The organism is Tropicimonas sp. TH_r6 (genome assembly GCF_033101155.1).
GTDB lineage: Bacteria > Pseudomonadota > Alphaproteobacteria > Rhodobacterales > Rhodobacteraceae > Tropicimonas.
Window position 1 is genome coordinate 233,391 of sequence record NZ_JAWMPX010000002.1, and the last position, 20,783, is coordinate 254,173.

General features: G+C 64.4%; 17 protein-coding genes. 13 read left to right on the top strand and 4 right to left on the bottom strand.

What is annotated here, in order from left to right; genetic code table 11:
• Positions 1-73 precede the first annotated feature (73 nt).
• A complete protein-coding gene (locus R3X27_RS03135; RefSeq protein WP_317707367.1) occupies positions 74-2,287 on the top strand; it encodes a hypothetical protein in 2,214 nt (737 codons plus the stop codon).
• Between the two features lie 71 nt (positions 2,288-2,358).
• Here the strand turns inward: R3X27_RS03135 and fdhF are convergent, their stop codons facing one another.
• Genes fdhF through R3X27_RS03150 form a run of 3 tightly spaced genes read right to left on the bottom strand, consistent with a single transcriptional unit; the run spans position 2,359 to position 7,362 of the window.
• A complete protein-coding gene (gene fdhF / locus R3X27_RS03140) occupies positions 2,359-5,121 on the bottom strand; it encodes a formate dehydrogenase subunit alpha (protein WP_317707368.1) in 2,763 nt (920 codons plus the stop codon).
• Positions 5,121-5,666: a periplasmic heavy metal sensor gene (locus R3X27_RS03145; protein WP_317707369.1), complete on the bottom strand. Its 546-nt coding sequence runs from the start codon at positions 5,664-5,666 to the stop codon at positions 5,121-5,123. The genes fdhF and R3X27_RS03145 overlap by 1 nt, the downstream gene beginning before the upstream one ends.
• Position 5,667: 1 nt before the next feature.
• Positions 5,668-7,362 (bottom strand): NAD(P)H-dependent oxidoreductase subunit E, encoded by a 1,695-nt coding sequence (locus R3X27_RS03150; RefSeq protein WP_317707370.1) that lies wholly within the window; start codon positions 7,360-7,362, stop codon positions 5,668-5,670.
• A gap of 402 nt (positions 7,363-7,764) precedes the next feature.
• Here R3X27_RS03150 and msrA point away from each other — a divergent pair, with 402 nt between their 5' ends.
• From msrA to R3X27_RS03170, 4 genes are all read left to right on the top strand, one after another.
• The gene (gene msrA / locus R3X27_RS03155; protein ID WP_317707371.1) at positions 7,765-8,427 is read left to right on the top strand and encodes a peptide-methionine (S)-S-oxide reductase MsrA; all 663 of its coding nucleotides are present in this window, start codon (positions 7,765-7,767) and stop codon (positions 8,425-8,427) included.
• Positions 8,428-8,441: 14 nt separating this feature from the next.
• Positions 8,442-8,987, top strand: a complete 546-nt coding sequence (locus R3X27_RS03160) for an AAA family ATPase (RefSeq protein WP_317707372.1) — start codon at positions 8,442-8,444, stop codon at positions 8,985-8,987.
• A gap of 94 nt (positions 8,988-9,081) precedes the next feature.
• Complete coding sequence (locus tag R3X27_RS03165; protein WP_317707373.1) at positions 9,082-9,951, top strand: 50S ribosomal protein L11 methyltransferase; 870 nt, start codon at positions 9,082-9,084, stop codon at positions 9,949-9,951.
• A gap of 75 nt (positions 9,952-10,026) precedes the next feature.
• A complete protein-coding gene (locus tag R3X27_RS03170; protein ID WP_317707374.1) occupies positions 10,027-10,374 on the top strand; it encodes a hypothetical protein in 348 nt (115 codons plus the stop codon).
• A 113-nt stretch (positions 10,375-10,487) separates the two neighbouring features.
• Here the strand turns inward: R3X27_RS03170 and R3X27_RS03175 are convergent, their stop codons facing one another.
• Positions 10,488-10,667, bottom strand: coding sequence for a hypothetical protein (locus R3X27_RS03175; protein ID WP_317707375.1), 180 nt, complete (start codon positions 10,665-10,667; stop codon positions 10,488-10,490).
• Between the two features lie 292 nt (positions 10,668-10,959).
• On the opposite strand from R3X27_RS03175, the gene ruvC reads away from it, so the two are divergent.
• The 8 genes from ruvC to R3X27_RS03215 all read left to right on the top strand — a co-directional run bounded on the left by ruvC (position 10,960) and on the right by R3X27_RS03215 (position 20,707).
• Positions 10,960-11,463 carry a crossover junction endodeoxyribonuclease RuvC gene (ruvC, locus tag R3X27_RS03180; RefSeq protein ID WP_317707376.1) on the top strand — a complete coding sequence of 168 codons (504 nt, stop codon included), beginning with the start codon at positions 10,960-10,962 and terminating at the stop codon, positions 11,461-11,463.
• A complete protein-coding gene (gene ruvA / locus R3X27_RS03185; protein WP_317707377.1) occupies positions 11,460-12,131 on the top strand; it encodes a Holliday junction branch migration protein RuvA in 672 nt (223 codons plus the stop codon). The genes ruvC and ruvA overlap by 4 nt, the downstream gene beginning before the upstream one ends.
• A gap of 104 nt (positions 12,132-12,235) precedes the next feature.
• Entirely contained in the window at positions 12,236-13,285 is a 1,050-nt protein-coding gene (gene ruvB / locus R3X27_RS03190; protein ID WP_317707378.1) for a Holliday junction branch migration DNA helicase RuvB, read from the top strand.
• A gap of 201 nt (positions 13,286-13,486) precedes the next feature.
• Complete coding sequence (locus R3X27_RS03195) at positions 13,487-15,280, top strand: long-chain fatty acid--CoA ligase (RefSeq protein WP_317707379.1); 1,794 nt, start codon at positions 13,487-13,489, stop codon at positions 15,278-15,280.
• 277 nt (positions 15,281-15,557) lie between these two features.
• Positions 15,558-15,938, top strand: coding sequence for a hypothetical protein (locus R3X27_RS03200; RefSeq protein ID WP_317707380.1), 381 nt, complete (start codon positions 15,558-15,560; stop codon positions 15,936-15,938).
• 358 nt (positions 15,939-16,296) lie between these two features.
• The gene (lptF, locus tag R3X27_RS03205; protein WP_317707381.1) at positions 16,297-17,427 is read left to right on the top strand and encodes an LPS export ABC transporter permease LptF; all 1,131 of its coding nucleotides are present in this window, start codon (positions 16,297-16,299) and stop codon (positions 17,425-17,427) included.
• Positions 17,424-18,530 (top strand): LPS export ABC transporter permease LptG, encoded by a 1,107-nt coding sequence (lptG, locus tag R3X27_RS03210; RefSeq protein WP_317707382.1) that lies wholly within the window; start codon positions 17,424-17,426, stop codon positions 18,528-18,530. The genes lptF and lptG overlap by 4 nt, the downstream gene beginning before the upstream one ends.
• Complete coding sequence (locus tag R3X27_RS03215; protein ID WP_317707383.1) at positions 18,530-20,707, top strand: LPS-assembly protein LptD; 2,178 nt, start codon at positions 18,530-18,532, stop codon at positions 20,705-20,707. Before lptG ends, R3X27_RS03215 begins: the two co-directional genes overlap by 1 nt.
• The last annotated feature ends 76 nt before the right edge of the window (positions 20,708-20,783 follow it).

Here is a 20,783-nt window from a genome sequence, read left to right on the forward strand (position 1 = left end):
CCCGCCCAACTTCCGCCGTTTACCTCGCTCTCTGTGCGGCGCATCATGCGGCAAGAGCCGAAAGGAGGATTCCATGGAGCAGGGGCCGGACCTGAGCGGCAGGATCGTTGCGCATCGGAACGACCGCATGGGCGGGCGGTTGATCTCGATCCTCAACGCCATCCGGATCTCGCGCGACTATGATATCCCCTATGTCATCGCCTGGGTCAGCCATGGGCGCACGGCCGAGGAGCTGCGCGAGCCGACCGATATCTTCACGCCGGAATTTGTCGACCGCAGGTTCGTCCCCGGAGAGCTTTCGGCGGAGCAATGGGCTGCTCTTGACGATCTCGACGCCACGCATCGCAACACGGAGGCCGAGTTTCGCGCCGCCATAGCGTCCGGCGCCGGGTTCCTGTCGCAGCGGGCGGTCGGCACGACGGTGCTGCCCTGGGAAGAAGACGCCCCGGTCGCCAAACGGCTGGCGGCCTGTTTCGACGGGATCGGATTCTGCGACACGATCCGCCGCGTCTCCGAACGGATCGACGAAAAGCTCGCCGGTACCCATCTGAGCGCCTATCACATCCGCCGCGGAGACATCATCTCCAATCCGATCACCTCTCAGAAGCTCTGGCCGAACAAATACATCCCGCGCGAATTCTACGAGGTCCATCTCAAGCGTCAGCTCGAAGATCCGGAGGCGGCCTGCCTGGTCTTCTCGGATACGAAATACGAGGTCGACCAACTCAAGGCGGCCGGCGGCGACCGCGTAATGACCTTCGAGGAACTGGTGGGGGACGAGGACCTCAAGCTTGGCCAGCGTGATTTCCTCGAGCTTTTCGCCATGTCGCGCTGCAAGGAGATCTTCGGTCCGCCGCATTCCGCCTTCTCGCAGACGGCAGCGACGATGGGGGGCGGCACGGTCTACCCGGTCGAAGATGCGCTGACCGCCGAAGAACATTCCGAGGCGGTGGAACTGCTGATCTCGCGCATGGACAGTCCCAGGAAACACTTTCTTGGCGATGGCGACATGGGTCAGTGTTTTCCCTTTGTCATGGCCCATCTGCGCGGACGGGGCGAGGCGGCGCGGGCCCGAACCCTGCTGGCGACGCAGGTCAATCGCGGGTTTTCCAAGCCCTACATCTATCCTGCAATCAGCGAACTCTGCGTCGAGTGCACGGACCTCGCGGGGGCAAAGAAAGTGCACAAGGCGGCCTGGTCGCGCCCCGTTTCGGGCGATGAAGCGCTCTGCTCGGTCGCGGCCCATGCGGCGCTGGCGCATCTTCAGGCGGGCGAGGCGCGGGAGGCGCATCGTTGGGCCCATGCGGCCTGGTGGCTTGGGCCGATGGACCAGATCATGCCGAGCGTGCTGTCGGCGCTGCTCTCGGCCGGGATCCTTGAGGCGGCCCCGAGCTATCCCATCGATGCGCGGATGATCGTGCGAAAGGGCAATCTCTTCCCCGGCGGGGATCCCTATCTCAACCAGCTCAATGCGGTGGAACCGCCGCAGGGTTGGCGCGCCAAGGGCAAGGTCTCCTATCCCTGGGAGATCGCTCTGCGCGACTGGCGGATGATCCATGGCAAGCGGGTCGGGCGCGGGTTCTGGAACCACACTCGGATCCGAAACGGCCTTGCCCGACTGGAAAAAAACAATGCGCGGATCGCCGGCGCGCCGCAGCTCGAAAGCGCGGCCTCGGTGATGTTGCGCGATCTGGGCGAGCATGACGCGGCGTTGGCACGCAATCGGGCGGCGCTGCGCGCCCATCCCGAGGAGCCGCTCTATCTCAAGCGCGAGGCCGATACGCTGCTGGAGGCCGGGATGGTGCAGGCGGCGGTCGCCCGGCTGGAGGAGGCCGCCGAGGCGTCGGGGCGGCAGGTCTGCTATCTCGCAGCCCTTGGCCATGTCTATGGCAAGGCGGGCCGATCCGAAGAGATGGCGTCGGTGTTCGGCGAGTTGGCCGGGCAGGGGCATGACCTGATCGAGATACTGCTGATGACTGCCGATGTCCTGCGACGCCGACCGGCGACTCGGGACGCCGCGCTGGCGCAAGCCGACAAGGCGGCGCAGCTTGGCCACGGGTCGCTGCGGCTGCAGACGCTCAAGGCCCGGATCCTGGCCGAGACCGGTCAGCTGGAGGCGTCTGCCGCGCTGTTCCGCCAGATGGCGCGTGGCGGGCTCGCCCAGCCAGCCAGTTTCGCGCATATGTACCGGATCTTCGGCAAAGCCGGGGAGCTGGCAACGGTTGAGGCCGTGGTGGCCGAGAGCCCCTACGAGATGGCCGAGATCCGCGAGATGGCCGGCGGATAGGCGGATCCCGGCCCGTGCCCGACAGGCGTGAGGCCTGTCGTCCCGCGCGACGGCTCGGACCGAGCCTCTATTCAGTCCATGACCGCCTCGACCTTCACCGCCGAATACTTGAATTCCGGGATCTTGCCATAGGGATCGAGCGCCGGGTTGGTCAGCAGGTTCACCGCCGCCTCGACAAAGGCGAAAGGAACGAAGACCATATCCGGGGAGACGCCCCGATCCGCCCGTGCCATGATCTCGATGGTCCCGCGCCGTGTCGTGAGCCGGACCATCTCGCCCGGTTCCACGCCGAGTTTTCGCAGGGTGGCCGGGTGGAGCGAACAATTCGCCTCCGGCTCTACCGCGTCGAGCACTTTCGAACGGCGTGTCATCGATCCCGTATGCCAGTGCTCAAGCTGCCGGCCCGTCGTCATCACCATCGGATAGTCCGCATCGGGCGCCTCGTCGGGCGCAACAATCGCAGCCGGGGTGAAGCGCGCGCGTCCTTCGGCGCGCGGGAATCCGTCGGCGAAGACAACCGCCTGTCCCGGATCTGTCTTTGAAAGCGACGGGTAGGTGACCGTCTCGCGTTCAAGCCGGTTCCAGGTGATGTTGTCGAGGCTCGCCATGACCTGTTTCATCTCGGCAAAGACTTCGCTTGGATGGCTGTAATTCCAGTCCAATCCGAGCCGATCGGCAAGGGCTGCGGTGATCGTCCAATCCTCGCGTGCCTCGCCCGGCGGGGGGACGGCGGGGCGCACCATCTGCACCTGCCGATTGGTGTTGGAGACCGTCCCGGCCTTCTCGTAAAGCGCCGAGGCCGGCAGGATCACATCCGCGTAATTCGCTGTTTCGGTGAGGAAAATATCCTGCACCACGAGATGTTCCAGCTTCGCCAGCGCTTCGCGCGCATGGGCCACGTCCGGGTCCGACATGGCCGGGTTTTCGCCCAGGATATACATGCCGCGAATGTCGCCCGCATGCACGCCATCAAGGATCTCGGTCACGGTCTGGCCCTTCTCACCGCCGAAATCCTCGCTGCCCCAGAGATCGGTGAAACTCTTGCGAATGCCGTCATCTGTCACGCTCTGGTAATCGGGCAGGAACATCGGGATCAGCCCCGCATCCGAGGCGCCCTGCACGTTGTTCTGCCCGCGCAGCGGGTGCAGCCCCGTTCCGGGCCTGCCGACATGGCCACACATCAGCGCGAGCGAGATCAGGCAGCGGGAATTGTCGGTGCCGTGGATATGCTGCGACACCCCCATGCCCCAGAAGATCATGCCGGCCTTCGCGCCAGCGAATGTCCGTGCGACGTCGCGCAGGGTGTCGGCGTCGATGCCGCAGAGCCCCGCCATCTTCTCCGGTGCGAAATCGGCGAGATGCGCCTTCTCCGCCTCCCAGTTCTCGGTGAAACGGTCGATATAGGCCGCGTCGTAGAGCTCTTCCTCGACAATGGTCGCCATGATCGCGTTGAGCATGGCCACATCCGTGCCGGGGCGGAATTGCAGGTTATGCGAGGCGAAGCGTTTCAGCCCGGTGCCGCGCGGATCCATCGTGATCAGCTTGCCGCCCCGTCCGGCGAACTGCTTGAAGAAGGTGGCCGCGACGGGGTGGTTCTCCAGCGGGTTGCAGCCGATCATGATCGCGACATCCGCGTTCTCGATCTCGTTGAACGTCGCTGTTACCGCGCCCGAGCCGACATTTTCCAGCAGGGCCGCAACCGAGGAGGCATGGCAGAGCCGGGTGCAATGATCGACATTGTTGTGACCGAAGCCTTCTCGGATCAGCTTCTGGAAGAGATAGGCCTCCTCATTGGTGCATTTGGCCGAGCCGAACCCGGCCACCGCCCGCCCGCCATGGGCCGTGCGCAGCCCGCCAAGCCCGCCGGCAGCGGCTTCCAGCGCCTCGTCCCAGCTTGCTTCGCGGAAATGGGTCGAGAGGTCGCCCGGATCGACATTCAACCCCTTCGCCGGCGCATCCTCGCGTCGGATCAGCGGCTTCGTCAGCCGGTGTTCGTGATGGATATAGTCGAAGCCGAAGCGGCCCTTGACGCAGAGCCGTCCCTCATTGGCCGGCCCGTTGATCCCCTCGACATGGGCGATCTTTCCGTCCTTCACCTTGAGATTGACGAGGCAACCGACGCCACAGAAGGGGCAGACGCTCTGTGTCTCGCTGTCGAAGTCGTTCTTGTCGCCGCGCTGCGTGTCGTCGAGGATCGCCGCCGGCATCAGCGCGCCCGTGGGGCAGGCCTGCACGCATTCCCCGCAGGCCACGCAGGTTGAGATTCCCATCGCATCCGCTTGATCAAAAACGGGAAAAGCGTTGTGTCCCCGTCCCGCCATGCCAATCACGTCATTGACCTGAACCTCGCGGCAGGCGCGCACGCAGAGCCCGCATTGGATGCAGGCGTCGAGATTGACGCGCATGGCGACATGGCTGTCATCGAGAAGCGGAATGCGCTCCGGTTCCATCGCCGGAAAGCGGCTCTCCTTGACGCCGACCTGATCGGCCACCGCCCAGAACTGGCTGGAGAGGTCATGCGCGTCCTCGCGCTCCGGCTGGTCCGCCAGCAACATCTCGACCACCATCTTACGGGCGCTCTCGGCCCGTGCGGTGTCGGTCTTCACGACCATGCCTTCCAAGGGCTCCCGGATGCAGGAAGCGGCCAATCCGCGCTCGCCTTCGATCTCCACCATGCAAGCGCGACAATTGCCGTCCGGCCGGTAGCCGGGGGTGGGGGTGTGGCAAAGATGCGGGATCCTCAGGCCCTGGCCGTTGGCGACCTCCCAGATCGACTGGCCGGGGTCCGCCTCGACGAGTTTACCGTCGAGGGTAAAGGTGATGGTATCGGACATCAGTGGCTGCCTCCGTGACCTTCATGGCCGGAATTGTCTCCATGACCGCTTCCTGCATATCCGCGCAATTGGGTGTAGATCATGCGCTGGTGCTGGCTGAGGAGCGGGGCGGTGTTCAGATGCGCAGCGAGATGGACCTTGCGCAGGGCGGCGCGCGCTTCGGCGGCCTCTGCGAGCAGGTTGTCGAGCTTGCCACTGTCGATCTCGCCACTCCTGAAACCGGCATCGAGCGCCTGTTCCGCCACGAGCATACGGTGCCCCGCCTTCTGCGCGTCCGCCCTCATCGCGGCGAATATCGTTTCGATCCGGTCGATCTGCTGTTGGTCGAGTCCCAGCTCTACGGCTTGTTCGAGCACATGGGCCGGACCGGGCCAGCCATTGAGCTCTGCCGGAAGAGCGAGGCCCCAGCCTTCGCCGGCCTCGATTACGGCGATATCCGCCTCGGAGAAGGAGGATATGGTACGACTTTGCTGGCCGGCATAAGGGGCGTCCTGTGCCATCAGGGGGGAGCCTGCGCAGAGTGCGGCAATCAGACTGGCACGCATCTCAGATCTCCTCCGGGAAATGCTTCATGGTCAGCAGGAACGGGTTCGGTGCGGCCTGTCCGAGCCCGCAGATCGAGGCGTCGACCATCGTGGTCGCGAGCTCTTCGAGCAGCGCCCGGTCCCAAGTCTCCGCCTGCATCAGCTTCACCGCCTTTTCGCAGCCAACCCGGCAGGGAGTGCATTGCCCGCAGCTTTCATCCTCGAAGAAGCGCAGCATGTTGAGCGCGGCCTCGCGGATGCTGTCCTTGTCCGAGAGCACCACGACCGCCGCAGAGCCGATGAAAGTGCCATGCGCTTGCAGCGTGTCAAAATCGAGCGGCACGTCTGAGAGCGATGCCGGCAGAATGCCGGAGGAGGGGCCGCCGGGTTGGAAGGCCTTGAAAACATGGCCTTCGACCATGCCGCCGGCGGCTTCGATGATGTCGGTGATGCTGGAGCCCGCGGGCAGGAGATAGACGCCCGGCCGCTTGACGCGGCCCGAGACTGAGTAGTTCCGCAGCCCCGTACGCCCGTTATGTTCGACCGTGTTGAGCACCTCCGGCCCGAAACGTGCGATGCGGGCGACCCAGTAGAGCGTCTCGACATTGTTGACCAATGTCGGCTGTCCGAAGAGGCCGACCTGCGCGACATAAGGCGGGCGGTGGCGCGGGATGCCGCGTTTGCCTTCGATGGACTCGATCATCGCGCTTTCTTCGCCGCAGATATAAGCGCCGGCACCGCGGCGCATCTCGATATAGCCCCGCTCGACGATTCCAGCCGCCTCCAACGCCGCGATCTCCTGACGCAGGATCGCGCGCACGGCCGGGTATTCGTCACGCATGTAGAGATAGCAACGTTCCGCCTCGACGGCCCAGGCGGAGATCAACATGCCCTCGAAGAACATGTGCGGCTCGCGTTCCAGATGGATCCGGTCCTTGAAGGTGCCCGGTTCGCCCTCGTCGCCATTGACCGCAAGGTAGCGCGGCCCCGGATTGGCCCGCACGAAGCCCCATTTCTTGCCAGACGGAAAGCCCGCCCCGCCAAGCCCGCGCAGGCCGGCTTCGACGAGCTTCTCCTGGACATCTTCCCAATCGCCCGCCGCGCGCAGCAGCCGCAGGGTCCGATACCCGCCCTGGGCGCGGTATTCGAGAAAGGACTGGTGGCCGGGCAGGTATGGCTCGCGCTCGCCGGAATGAATCGTCGCCACGACCTTCTCGGCCGTGGCATGGCCGATATGGAAATGGCCGATCTCGGCTGAGGGCGCCTCGTCGCAGCGTCCCATGCAGGGCGCTCGGAGGATGCGGACCTCCGCCGGGGCCAACCCGTCCTCCAGCGCGCGACGCATCTCGGCCGCGCCGGCCATCTCGCAGGCGAGGCTGTCGCAGATCCGGATGGTCAGGGCAGGGGGCGGGGTTTCGCCTTCGCGGACCACGTCGAAATGGGCATAGAAGGTGGCGACCTCGTAGATCTCCGCCTGTGAAAGTCGCATCTCTTCGGCCAGCGCCCGGATATGAGCGGCGGAGAGATGGCCATAGGCGTCCTGGATCAGGTGCAGGAACTCGATCAGCAGGTCGCGGCGCCGGTCGGTCTCGCCCAGAAGCGCGCGAACCTCCGCCAGCGCATGGTCATCGAGCCCACGCCCCTTGGGCCGGTGCCGGCCCTTGCCGCGCCCGGATTTCCAGATTCCGGATGTATCGTCCGTTCGGTTCCCGTCCATGTCTCCCCCCGGCTGCCGACATGGGCCGCGCAGCGCTCACTCTCTCTCCGGCCAGTCTCTCCCCCGGCGCTTTGCGCCAGAAAACAGCCTCGTGACCCGTTCCGCCGCGCTGAAAGCGACAGGCAATGACGGCTCCGCGACCGGGCGGCGGCCGGTCGCCGCGATCTTTGCAGAGAGAGCTGTGCGTGGGAAGCTGTGTCTTGCGTTGGACGGCACGCCCGCGGCGGAGGTCACGGTCGAAGATTTGGCGCCGCTCGTGCTGACCCGCCGTGCAGGCGCTCCGCATGACGGCTCCGTCCGCGGACCCACCTCACGGATATGCTACATCCCCAACCGCAGCCGAAAGCTGGACCCGGGCCGCGCCGCCCCCCATATTGAAAGAACAGGAAAAGGAGAGGCCGCATGTTTTTCACCAACTCGGCAAAGACGGAAATGGTCCGCCCGGAAGACGCCTTGCCGGGGCGCGAGGCCCCCATCCCCACAGCGTCGGAGCATTTCGTCTCCGGTCTTCCGCTGACGCTCGACATTCCGGAGGGCATGGAGGCCGTGAGTCTGGGGATGGGCTGTTTCTGGGGGGCGGAACGTCTGCTGTGGCAACTCCCGGGCGTCTGGCTGACCATGGTCGGCTATGCCGGTGGCACCACGCCGAACCCGACCTATGAAGAGACCTGCACCGCGAAGACCGGCCACACGGAAGTGGTTCGCGTCGTCTTCGACCCCGCGAGGATTTCCTTCGAAGACCTGCTGCGGGTCTTCTGGGAGAGCCATGACCCAACACAGGGCATGCGCCAGGGCGGCGATGTCGGCACGCAATACCGCTCCGCGATCTTCACGACCACCGCAGAGCAACGCCAGACGGCACTCGCCACACGAGACCGGTACCAGGCCGCGCTTGCAACCTCAGGGAGAGGCGCTGTCACAACAGAGATCGCCGATGCACAAGAATTCTACTTCGCAGAGGCCTATCACCAGCAATACCTGGCAAAAAATCCGTCCGGCTATTGCGGAATCGGCGGAACCGGGGTGTCTTGCCCGGCAATGCCGGGGCGCGTCTCCGGCGTGTAACGGACAGGAGATCTATGGCGGGAAACCGCATTCATATATTCGGCGCAAGCGGGGCAGGGACCACGACCCTTGGCCGCGCGCTGGCGTCTGCGCTCGAAACCCAGCATTTCGACACGGATGACTTCTACTGGTATCCGACCGATCCCCCCTTCCAGACCAAACGCCCCGTGCCGGAGCGCCGGGCGTTGATGGAGCAGATGTTCCTGCCCCGGCGCGACTGGGTGCTCTCCGGCTCGCTGGACAGCTGGTCGGAGGGGATCGACCATCGCTTCACATTCGGCGTCTTCCTCACCTTGCAGACCGAGACCCGGCTGCGCCGCCTGCGCGCGCGTGAGGGGTGGCGGCTTCAGGATGATTCCGAGCGCGCCGGCATGGAGGCGTTTCTCGACTGGGCCGGATCTTACGATGACGGTCTGCTGCCCGGCCGCAATCGTGCCCGCCACCTCGCGTGGGCGGACACGCTGACCTGCCCGGTCATGACGCTCGATTCCGGCCGGCCGCTCTCGGCCCTCGTGCATGACATCACCGACACCCTTGACCAGTGGCGCGCAAGAGCCTAGCGCCGTGCCAATCTCAGTCGAGCGGCTGGTCGCCGGAGGCAGGTGCCGACATCGCGCGCGCCCCGTCCAGCCCCGACCCACCAAGGAGCAGACCATGACAACCTTCACCGCCCTGACCACGCTCAAGGGCAAGGAGCCCGCCGAAGCCCTCGGAGCCGCGATGGAGAATCTCCTGCCCGAACCCACGGGAATCGGTGTTTTCGAGCTCGAGGACGGCTCCGGTATCTGGGAAGTCGGCGGCTATTTCACCCAGGCGCCCGACGAGGTCGCCCTTGCACTGCTCGCCGCAGCCCATGGTGCGAAGGATTTCGCCATCTCGGAATTGCCGGAAACCGACTGGGTCGCCAAGGTCAAGCGCGAGTTGGCCCCGGTGCGCGCCGGGCGCTTCTATCTCTATGGCAGCCACGATGCCGAGAGCGTGCCCGAGGGCGTCGAACCGCTGCTGATCGAGGCGGCCATGGCCTTCGGCACCGGGCATCATGGTACCACGCTGGGTTGCCTCAAGGCGCTGGACCGCATCGCCGCAGATGGCCATGAGGCGCTTCCCGTCGCCGATATCGGGTGTGGCACCGCTGTCCTGGCAATGGCCGCGGCGCGGATCTGGCCGGGCACCATGATTGCGTCCGATATCGACCCGGTCGCCGTCGATGTCGCCCGAGCGAATGCAAAGGCCAACGGACTTACCGACCGGATGCTCTGCATCGAGGCCACTGGCTTCGATCATCCCGACCTCGCCGCCGCCGTGCCGTTCGGGTTGATCTTCGCCAATATTCTCAAAGCGCCACTTATTGCGCTGGCCCCGGACATTGCCGGCGCGCTGAAATGCGGCGGATTCGCCATTCTTTCCGGGATCCTCAACGAACAGGCCGAGGATGTGGTCGCCGCCTATGCCGTGGAAGGGGTGATTGTTCACGACCGGGAGGAAATCGGCGAATGGACGACGCTTTGCCTGCGCAAAACATAACAGTGCCACCGTATTTGCGCCACATTCCCGCCGTACTCTGAGCGCTAACGGGGGCCTTTGCGCAAGGAATGAGATATGCGGGATCCGCAATTTAAAGCATTCTCCGGCCGTCTGCGCCGGATCGAGAAGACCCAACGCCGAGGCGGCGGTTTCGAAGCCGCCGGCACATTGGGGCAGTCTCACTATACCCGCGTGCGTCGTCGCTCGGAACGTCGGTCGCTGCTGCGCCCGGCACTGACCTTCGTCTCCGTGATCATCCTGATGAAGGGTGGCCTGCTGGCCGCAATCGGTGAAACCTCCTATAGCGAGAAACTTGCCAATCTGCTGCAGGGAAATCTCTTCGAACAGTTCATGGCCTATATCATGGCGATTGACCCGGTTTCGAAGGCATTTGCACAGCTGATTGCACCGCTCTTCGGCTGACCGCGGACCGCAGGACCAACGTCCAGACCAAAAAAATGGCGTCGGCAGAAATTGCCGACGCCATTTCAATCTTTGCCTGTCGCCTGCGCCCGGACGGCGCAGTGGATCAGGTCTTAGTTGGAGGCTGCGACCTCGCCACCGGACATGACGGTGGGCGCCTTGAAGAGACGACGGAAGGAGGCGCCAACCCAGGCAACCATGGCGCGGGAAACGCGCGCCTGCTCCTTGCGGACCTCGGCTTCGACAGTGAGCCAATGAACGTGTTGGGCGTCGGAATTATTCAGGATGTTCATAATGTTAATCTCCGGTTGTTCGTATCTCTGTGCTTGCCACCAAGATAACCGTTAGCGCCAACATTACCAGTGTCGCAGCCGCAATGCGGCATTGCAGCATATGCAGGGGTTGTCTCTCGGGCTGCTGTGCTGTTGGTCGAAATGAGCAGAAAACAGGCAGGCCGCGCACTCATCCGGGCCTCGGGACGGTTGCCAGAGCGCCCTGGTCCGGCGCAAGCCTCTGGCCGATGTTCCCTTTTCGTGCTAACCGTGCTTCAACAAAAGGATAACAAGAGCAGGACGAGAAACAGCCATGCGTGTCATCGGCATCGACCCGGGGCTGCGAAACCTCGGCTGGGGCGTGATAGAAAGCCAGGGGTCGCGCCTGACCCATATCGCCAACGGATTGTGCAAATCGACCGGGACCGATCTCGGCGCCCGGCTGCTATCGCTGCACGAACAGCTCACGGATGTGTTCCACCGCTTCGGCCCGGAGGCGGCGGCGGTTGAACAGACATTCGTCAACCGCGACGGGGCGGGGACGCTGAAACTCGGTCAGGCCCGCGGCATTGCCATGCTGGTTCCGGCGCAGGCCGGACTGGAAATCGGCGAATATGCCCCCAACGCGGTCAAGAAGGCGATTGTCGGCGTGGGGCACGCGGAAAAACACCAGATCGCGCATATGATCAACATCCATTTCCCGGGCGTGAAGCTGTCCGGGCCGGATGCGGCGGACGCGCTGGCCATCGCCATCACCCATGCCCATCACCTGCAATCGGGCTCCCGCCTCTCCGCCGCCATCGCGAGGGCATCATGATCGGTCGCCTCGCCGGACGGATCGACTATCGCGGCGCCGACCATGTGCTGCTCGATGTGAGTGGGGTGGGCTATATTGTATATGTCTCCGAACGCACGCTGATGGATCTGCCCGGCACCGGCGAGTTTGCAGCGCTCTACACGGATCTCGTTGTCCGCGAAGACCTGCTCCAGCTTTACGGCTTCCCGTCCTTGCAGGAGAAGGAATGGCATCGCTTGCTGACCTCGGTGCAGGGCATCGGCGCCAAGGCGTCCATGGCCATTCTCGGTGCGCTTGGTCCCGACGGCACCGCCCGCGCCATCACGCTCGGCGACTGGTCCGCCATCCGCGCTGCCCCGGGCGTCGGCCCCAAGCTCGCCCAGCGCGTCACCAACGAGCTCAAGGACAAGGCGCCGGCGATCATGGCCATGGCTGGTGCGCTCGACCAGGTGGTCGAGGCCACGCCGAACGCTCCGCCCGCAGCGGCCCCCGCGCCACAGGCCGCGCCGAAGCCCGTTGCCCGGCCCCGCGCTGCCGCGCAGTCGGACGCGCTCTCGGCGCTGACAAATCTCGGCTACCAGCAGGGCGAGGCCGCTTCCGCCGTGGCCCAAGCGCTCACGGACGATCCGGAATCCGACACCTCCGCCCTGATCCGCGCCGCCCTGAAACTGCTGGCGCCCAAGGGGTGAAGATGGTTCTCCTGTCCCCAATCACCCTCGGGAGGAGCGCCGAAAAGGCGCGGCGCGCAAACAGCCCCTTCCCGTCGCCCCACACGCGCAGCGGAGCCGCATAGATGACCGACCCAGACCCGCTCCTGCGTCCCGACCCACAGCCGGGCGAGCAGCAAGGCGAAGACCGCGCCCTGCGCCCGACCCAGCTTTCCGAGTTCATCGGTCAGGCCGAGGCGCGCGCCAATCTGCGCGTCTTCGTCGAGAGCGCCCGCCGGCGCGGCGAGGCGATGGACCACACGCTCTTTCACGGCCCGCCCGGGCTCGGCAAGACAACGCTGGCCAATATCATCTCGCGCGAACTTGGCGTGAATTTCCGAATGACCTCCGGGCCGGTCCTCGCCCGGCCTGGCGATCTGGCTGCCATCCTGACCAATCTCGAAGCCCGGGACGTGCTCTTCATCGACGAAATCCACCGCCTCAACCCGGTGGTCGAGGAGGTGCTCTATCCGGCGATGGAGGATTTCGAGCTCGACCTCGTGATCGGCGAGGGGCCAGCCGCCCGCACCGTCCGGATCGAGTTGCAGCCGTTCACGCTGATCGGCGCCACCACGCGGCTCGGCCTTTTGACGACACCTCTGCGCGACCGGTTCGGCATCCCGACGCGTCTGCAATTCTACACCGTGGATGAGCTGCACGAGATCGTGACCCGCAATGCCCGCCTGCTTGGCATCCCTGCCGAGCCCAAGGGCGCGCGTGAGATCGCGGCGCGCGCGCGCGGCACACCGCGCATCGCTGGCCGGCTGCTGCGCCGGGTGGTCGATTTCGCGCTGGTCGAGGGCGACGGAACCCTGACGCAGACGCTGGCTGACAGCGCGCTGACGCGATTGGAGGTCGACCATCTTGGCCTTGACGGGGCGGACCGGCGCTACCTGCGCATGATCGCCGAGAACTTTGCTGGCGGTCCCGTCGGTGTGGAGACCATGTCCGCGGCGCTCTCCGAGAGTCGCGACGCGCTGGAAGAGGTGATCGAGCCCTACCTGCTCCAGCAGGGCCTGCTTCAGCGCACCCCGCGCGGACGGATGCTGGCGCAGAAAGCCTGGACCCATCTCGGGCTGGAACCGCCGAGACCGTCGGAGTCGACGAAGCCCGGGCAAGCCCAGCTCTTCGAGTGAGCTTGCCGCTAAGGTCAATCAGATCGGAGGTTTTTTTAGCCTGCAGGCAAGGTAAGGCGAAACTGACCGTTGCCCCGTCTTCCCCTTGCGTCTATCAGGCGCGGACATTGCCTTTGCCGATTGACCGCGCGTAAGGTGGTGGCCGGGGTGCCGCGCTCCCCGGGCTGGCCCCGGGCCGGCGGCGTGCAGGCAGGAGGACATATGCGCAAGAACAATATCCCCGCGGAAACGGTGAATACGCTCTACCAACTCCTGCAAGAACGCACGCGGATCACGCCCAAGCTGACAGCCTATCGTCAATATGACCGCAAGACGGGGAAATGGCGCAAATTCACCTGGCCGCAGGTGCTTGAACGCACCGATCGCTTTGCCGCCGCGTTCCTCGCCGCTGGCATGCAGCCGGGCGATCGTGTCGCCATCCTTCTGCAGAACTGTGTCGACTGGGTCTGCTTTGACATGGCCGCGGCGCGCTGTGGGCTGACGGCTGTGCCGCTCTATACCAATGACGCGATCTCCAACGGCGCCTTCATGCTGGCCGATTCCCGGCCGCGCATCCTCTTCGTCGATACCGACCGACGCTGGCGCGACCTTGAGAAATCGCTCTCGGATCACGCGTTCATCGAGCAGGTCTGGCTGCAGGAGGTTACGGCCGATTTCGTCGCTGGCGCAGAGGAGGTCGTCCACCATATCGAGGCGGTCCTGCCCAAGGAGGTCGACGCGCTGCCCGAGCCGGCCGATACCGACACGTCGCCGGCGACGCTGATCTACACCTCCGGCACGACGGGCACGCCCAAGGGCGTCATGCTCTCGCATCGCGCCATTCTCAACAATGCCGAGGCCACGGCCTCAGTGGTCTCGCCGCTGGAAGGCGATATCTTCCTCTCCATCCTGCCCATGGCCCATGCTTTCGAACGCACGCTGGGCTATGTGCTGGCGGTGATGTCGGGGGCCTGCAATGCCTATCCGCAATCGCTGCTGCGGCTGCGCCAGGACATGACCACGGTGCGCCCGACGGTGATCATGGGCGTGCCGCGCTTCTACGAGACGATCTATACCTCGGCGCGCCGCAATGCCTCGGCGAGCAAGTTCAAGGAACGGCTCTTCGACATGACGGGGCGGATCGGCTATGCCCGCCACGCCGCGCGGGCCGGGCATGGTCCGGGGCCGAGCTTCGGAGAAAAGCTGCTCTGGCCGATCCTCGACCGGTTGGTCGCGAAGAAGGTGAAGGCGGCTTTTGGCGGACGCATGCGCGTTGCGGTTTCCGGCGGGGCCAACCTGCCCGAGGAGATCGGGCAGGCGCTGCTCGGGCTCGGGATTCCGCTGGTCGAAGGCTACGGGCTCTCGGAGGCAGGGCCGGTCGCCACGGCGTCGCTGCAGGAGGATTGCGTGCCGGGCACGGTCGGCCATGCGCTTCCGGGCTGCGAAGTGAAGATCGGGGATCGCAACGAATTGCTGATCAAGACACCTGCGCGGATGCTGGGCTATTGGCAGCGCGAGGATGCCACGGCGGAATCCTTCGATGAGGACGGGTGGCTGCGCACGGGCGACATGGCGGAGATCGTCAATGGGCGCATCCGGATCTCGGGGCGGCTCAAGCATATCCTCGTGATGTCCAATGGTGAGAACGTGAACCCGCGGCCGATCGAGCTTGGCATCGAAAGCGACCCGCTGGTCGAACAGGTTTGCGTGGTGGGCGACGGGCGGTCCTTTCTCTCGGCGCTGGTGGTGCTCAACCGCGATTACTGGACCGAGATGGCCAAGGAACTGGGGCTGGACGAGAACGCGCCCAACGCCCCGGAGGCGGAACGCTACATTCTCGAGCGGATCCGCAAGGCCTCCGGAGACATCCCCTCCTGGCAACAGATGAAGGCCTATCATGCGACATTGGACGAGTGGACCGTCGAGCGCCGCCTGATCACGCCGACGCTCAAGCTGCGCCGTGAACGGGTGATCGACGAGTACAAGGACGAAATCCGGGCCATCTACGCCAAATAGGGCAGGGTGCGAGCCGCCTTGAGATGCGGAAATGGCGCGGATGATCCCGTGCCCACGCGACAGGCGTCCGGCCACCGGAGGTTGCGACGCGGGGGCCTTTTACTCGGGTCTGTTTTGCGTCATAGACGCGAGGCTCCAGTCGTCGACTGCACAGCCTGCAAGAACCGTGACCTGCGCATCAATGGTCCGTCTCATCCTGCAGCGCCAATACGCGCATCGGCCTGCTGCCTGACATCAACCAGCCGGCCACTGGCCCGCATGCAGAAGGTCTGAACGCGTGATCTCGGAAGTGAAACTGGCCCGGCTGCAGCGTCTATGGCGTGTCATTCGGCGTGTCGTTCTCGGTGTGGTTTTCGCGGTCCTCGCGCTGACGGTTCTCGTGACGGTGATCGGGACGTGGCGCGGACAGGCCTCCCGGGCGGAACTGCTGGGGGAAGATACTGTCCACGTGGTCCCGCATCTGCTGCGGTACACATATATCGGCGACGCACGGTTCGAGGCGGTTTGCAGGACGATCGAGGCCTGTGATGCAGCTGCGCAGGAGATCTGCGGCGACGCGGTTGTGCGGCTCGAGGAAAACCGGGACGCAGACGGAATCTGGCTCCTGCTGGCGGAATGCGAAGAGGGCATATCGCCCGCGTGGTCGAACGGGCAGTAATGTGCTCGGGTCCTCCCGGTCGAGGTCGATCCACGCCGTCCGTCTGAAGTCGTGCGCCCACCTGGCCGCAATCAGTCCGGGCGGTAGCAATGACCCGTTCCGAACGCGACACCTGCGCTCCGGAGCATGTCGGGCGGGGTATGGGCGTTGGGAACCAAAGCTCGATCGGATGGCGTCCCGTCTATCGGCGTCCTTCAATGCATCTCGATACAGCAACATTTGCCGTGCCCGGATTTCCAGCCAAAGCGCGACAAACCGGCAGCATTCCCCCGAATCTGGCAGCTTCCCGAAGCGACAGGTTTCCCAGACGCTCCGAATTCGTTAAGCGAAGGGAAACGGTTTTGGGGTCCAAAAGAGCGTGACGAGATTCGACCGATATTACGTTTACCAGTTGATGGTCTTGTTCGGCTTCTTCTCGCTCGTGCTGGTTTCCGTCTACTGGGTCAACAGGGCGGTGATCCTGTTCGACCAGATCCTGTCGGATGGTCAATCTGCGGGTGCCTTCTTCACGCTGACGCTGTTTACCCTGCCCAATGTCGTGCGCATGGTGCTGCCGATCTCGGCCTTCGTTGCCGCTGTTTACGTCACCAACCGGCTGACCACCGAGAGCGAACTCGTCATCCCGCAAGCCGTCGGCATGTCGCCCTGGCGGATGGCGCGGCCGGTGGCGGTCTTCGGACTGATCGCCTCTTTGTTGATGGGGTTGCTGGTGCATGTCCTGGTCCCGGTCAGCCGCACCGAGCTGGCCGAACGCGCTGCCGAGATGGAGAGCGATATCGCCGCACGGATGCTGACCGAGGGGCGGTTTCTGCACCCGGCCAGCGGTATCACCTTTTATATCCGTTCCATCGATCGCGACGGGGAGATGCATGATGTCTATCTCTCCGATGCCCGCACCGACAAATCGCGTACCGACTACCTGGCCGCGCGCGCCTATCTCGTCTCCGATGCAGCCGGACCGAAGCTCGTGATGGTCGAGGGATCGGCCCAGACTTACGAGGCCGAAACCAGCCGCCTCGCCGTGACCACCTTCGACACGTTCACCTACGATATCGGCGCGCTGATGGCGTCGAACGGGCGCGGACGTCGGGATGTGCGCGAATACAGTACCTACACGCTCTTTTTCCCCGACGAGGCCGCAATGGAGGCCACGCGGGCCGACGTGGCCGAATTCCGCTACGAGGGCCACCTGCGAATTGCCCAGCCCTTCAACCCGCTGGTCATCTCGCTGATGGGCGTTGCCGCCCTGATGCTGGGCGGGTTCTCGCGGTTCGGGATCTGGCCGCAGATCGCCCTCGCGGTTGCGCTGATCATCGTGTTGCAGGCCATCGAGAATGGGGTCGCCGATATTTCCCGCCGCGACGACTCGCTCTGGCCGCTGATCTACCTGCCCAGCGTGCTTGGCATATTGGTGACCGGCGCGCTGCTCTGGATCTCCAGCCGTCCCAGTTTCTTCAAGCGCGTGAAGCGTCCGGAGGTGGTCGCATGAAGCTCCAGCTCTACTTCGCCCGCAAGTTCCTCTGGATGACGGCCGGCCTTTTCGTAACCTTCGCCATTTTCATGATCCTGATCGACATGGTCGAGCAGATGCGCCGCTTCGATGCCGACGTGCTCTCCTTCACCGGCGCGTTGTTGCTGGCGTCGCTCTCGGTGCCGGAGACGCTTTACCTGATCCTGCCATTGGTCGTCATGCTGTCGACATTGGCGCTCTTCCTGTCGCTGGCGCGGACCTCGGAACTGGTGGTGACTCGGGCGGCAGGGCGCTCGGCTCTGCGGGCGATCATCGCGCCGGTCATGGCGGCCTTCTTCGTTGGCGTGCTGGGCGTGACGGTGATGAACCCCTTCGTCGCTGCGAGCAAGCATGTCTATGAAAAACGCGCGGCGGAGTTTCTTGGCAAGGGCGGCAACACCTTCTCGGTCAGCCGCGAAGGGCTTTGGCTCCGGCAGGGCGATGCCGAAGGGCAAACCGTCATCCGCGCCGGTCGCGCCAATCTCGACGGCACCGAGCTTTATGACGTCACCTTCCTGACCTTCAACGCCGACAGTCCCGGCCAAGGCGGCGTGCTGCGCCGTGCCGAGGCACAGGAGGCCACGCTGGGCAACGGCGCCTGGTCTCTCAGAGGGGTCAAGATCTGGCCGCTCGAGGTCGACAATCCCGAGGCCGAAGCGATCTATCACGAGACGCTCGTGCTTCCCTCCACGCTGACCACGGAGCAGATTCGCGACAGTTTCGGCTCGCCGTCTTCTGTGCCGATCTGGGATCTTCCCGCATTCATCGAAGATCTCGACAATGCGGGCTTCTCGGCCCGCGCGCATCGTGTCTGGTTCCAGATGGAGCTTGCCCTGCCATTCTTCGTCGCCTCCATGGTGTTGATCGGCGCCGGTTTCACCATGCGCCACACGCGTTTCGGCAAGACCGGCCTGATGGTGCTGCTGTCGCTCCTGATGGGATTCGGCGCCTTTTTCATTCGCAATTTCGCGCAGATCCTCGGGCAGAACGGTGACATTCCCGTAGCACTCGCCGCCTGGGCGCCGCCCGCCATCGCGATGCTGATGTCGCTCGGGCTGCTCTTGCATACGGAGGATGGCTGATGCGGAGTCATCCTGCCTCCCGATTGGCTTCGGTCACACAAGGCGCGCTCCGGCGCGGCCTGCTCTTGCTCACGACCGCGCTTTGCTTGGGTACGACGACGGCCTTTGCGCAGGACGAGAGCGACGCACCCTCGACCCTGATCGCCGACCGGGTCGAGATCACGGCCGATGGCAAGCTTGTGGCCTCCGGGAATGTCGAGGCGATGCAGGGCGAGTATCACCTGACGGCTGCGCGGATAACCTATGATCCGGAGTCCGAAACGCTCGATGTCGACGGGCCGATCACCCTGCAACAGGGCGACAATTCCGTTATCCTCGCCGAAAGCGCCGCGCTGACAACAGATCTCCGGGAAGGCTTGATGTCATCGGCCCGGATCGTGCTCGACCAGCAGCTCCAGATCAGCGCGGTCGAGGGCAATCGCGTCGGCGGCCGGTATACCCAGCTCTACAACACCGTTGCATCCTCCTGCGAGGTCTGCGCCGCTCGTCCAACCCCGGTCTGGCAGATCCGCGCCCAGAAGGTTGTCCATGACAACCTCGAAAAGCAGATCTATTTCGACCATGCACGGTTCGAAGTCATGGGCGTCCCGGTGATGTATTTCCCGCAACTGCGCATGCCCGATCCCTCGCTGGAACGCGCCACCGGTTTCCTGACACCGGAATTCATCAGCAGCTCGGAATTCGGCAATGGGTTCAAGATCCCCTATTTTATTGCACTGTCCGATCATCACGACCTGACGCTGACCCCCTATATCGCCGTCGAGCACACGCAGACCCTGGAGTTGCGCTACCGGCGCGCCTTTCAGAAAGGCTATGTCGAATTCAACGGCGCGGTCTCCAGCGATTCCATCCAGACGGAGCCGCGCGGTTATCTCTTCGGCGAAGGCCGGTTCTCATTGCCGCGGGATTTCAGGCTCACCTTCGACATCGAGACCACCACGGATGACGATTATCTCGACGATTACGACTATTCCGGCAAGGACCGGCTGGACAGCGCCATCACCGTGCAGCGCACGAAACGCGACCGGCTCTTCCATGCGCAGGTCATCTTTTACGAATCCCTGCGCTCCGAAGAGAGCAACCTGACCCAACCCTTTCGTGTGACCGACATCACCTGGCAGCAACGGGTTCAGCCAGACATGATCGGTGGCATTCTGACCTATGCGCTGGACCTGCATGGCCACCAGCGCCGGTCCGAGGAGGACGTGACGGGGCGGGACGTTGCGCGGCTGACCGGTCAGGTCGACTGGCGGCGCGACTGGGTCGGTCCATGGGGCATGCTGCTGGCTGCGGAGACGGTGGCGCTGGTCGATCACACTCAGGTCACCGATGACAGCAACTACGAGAGCGCCACGACACAGGTCATTCCCTATGGCGTGGCCGAGATACGTTGGCCCTGGGTGAAACAGGCCCGCAAGGCCAGCCATGTGATAGAACCCGTGGTCCAGCTCGTCTACAGCCCGGAAAGCGATACCGACACGCCGACCGACGAGAGCACCCAGCTCGAACTGGATTCCGGCAATCTCTATTCGCTGTCGCGTTACCCGGCCTATGACGAATTCGAGGCGGGGCTGCGGGCCAATCTCGGCCTGAGCTGGACGCGCTACGACCCGAACGGCTGGTCGATGCGCAGCACGATCGGGCGGATCCTGCGCGCCGAGGATCTCGGGCAGTTCGATGGCTACGAGATCCTGGAGGGCTCCGAGTCGGATTGGCTGGCGGAAGTGCAATTCGACCTGCCCAACCGGATCAGCATCGGCAACCGGGCGATGTTCGACGATGATTTCGATTTCAGCCGCAACGAGCTGCGCGTCGATTGGTATGGTGAGGTGCTTGATATCGGGGCAAGCTATATCTGGCTGGAACCGAGCACGATCGAGAGCCGGAACGTCCGAACGCGTGAATGGACGATCGAGGCCGATTGGGATGTCAATGAGCGCCTCTCGACTTCCCTGGATTGGCGCTACGACATGGTCTATGAGCGCGCGCATTCGACGACGCTCGGGATCGAGTACCAGACGGAATGCATGAGTTTCGATTTCGGCATCGAGCGCAGCTATTCCGAGTATGATCAGGACGAACCGGACACCGATTTCACATTCCAGGTTGACCTGGCGGGGATCAGCGGCGCTGGAGGCGGGCGCTCGCGGCCTGTGCGGCTGGGATGCCGTGGCTAGCGCAACGGCGCGAGGCACTCAGAGCGGCTTGTCGGGCCGCGCGGGCTAGCTTAGAACGCTTGGGAACGCGACGGGA

Excerpts from the sequence above, each read along its gene's own strand:
- ruvA (WP_317707377.1), top strand. The coding sequence starts at position 11,460 with ATGATCGGTCGCCTCGCCGGACGGATCGACTATCGCGGCGCCGACCAT.
- fdhF (WP_317707368.1), bottom strand. The coding sequence starts at position 5,121 with ATGTCCGATACCATCACCTTTACCCTCGACGGTAAACTCGTCGAGGCG.
- R3X27_RS03195 (WP_317707379.1), top strand. The coding sequence starts at position 13,487 with ATGCGCAAGAACAATATCCCCGCGGAAACGGTGAATACGCTCTACCAA.
- R3X27_RS03215 (WP_317707383.1), top strand. The coding sequence starts at position 18,530 with ATGCGGAGTCATCCTGCCTCCCGATTGGCTTCGGTCACACAAGGCGCG.
- ruvB (WP_317707378.1), top strand. The coding sequence starts at position 12,236 with ATGACCGACCCAGACCCGCTCCTGCGTCCCGACCCACAGCCGGGCGAG.
- R3X27_RS03135 (WP_317707367.1), top strand. The coding sequence starts at position 74 with ATGGAGCAGGGGCCGGACCTGAGCGGCAGGATCGTTGCGCATCGGAAC.
- R3X27_RS03165 (WP_317707373.1), top strand. The coding sequence starts at position 9,082 with ATGACAACCTTCACCGCCCTGACCACGCTCAAGGGCAAGGAGCCCGCC.
- msrA (WP_317707371.1), top strand. The coding sequence starts at position 7,765 with ATGTTTTTCACCAACTCGGCAAAGACGGAAATGGTCCGCCCGGAAGAC.
- R3X27_RS03150 (WP_317707370.1), bottom strand. The coding sequence starts at position 7,362 with ATGGACGGGAACCGAACGGACGATACATCCGGAATCTGGAAATCCGGG.
- R3X27_RS03145 (WP_317707369.1), bottom strand. The coding sequence starts at position 5,666 with ATGCGTGCCAGTCTGATTGCCGCACTCTGCGCAGGCTCCCCCCTGATG.
- R3X27_RS03160 (WP_317707372.1), top strand. The coding sequence starts at position 8,442 with ATGGCGGGAAACCGCATTCATATATTCGGCGCAAGCGGGGCAGGGACC.
- R3X27_RS03170 (WP_317707374.1), top strand. The coding sequence starts at position 10,027 with ATGCGGGATCCGCAATTTAAAGCATTCTCCGGCCGTCTGCGCCGGATC.
- ruvC (WP_317707376.1), top strand. The coding sequence starts at position 10,960 with ATGCGTGTCATCGGCATCGACCCGGGGCTGCGAAACCTCGGCTGGGGC.
- lptG (WP_317707382.1), top strand. The coding sequence starts at position 17,424 with ATGAAGCTCCAGCTCTACTTCGCCCGCAAGTTCCTCTGGATGACGGCC.
- R3X27_RS03175 (WP_317707375.1), bottom strand. The coding sequence starts at position 10,667 with ATGAACATCCTGAATAATTCCGACGCCCAACACGTTCATTGGCTCACT.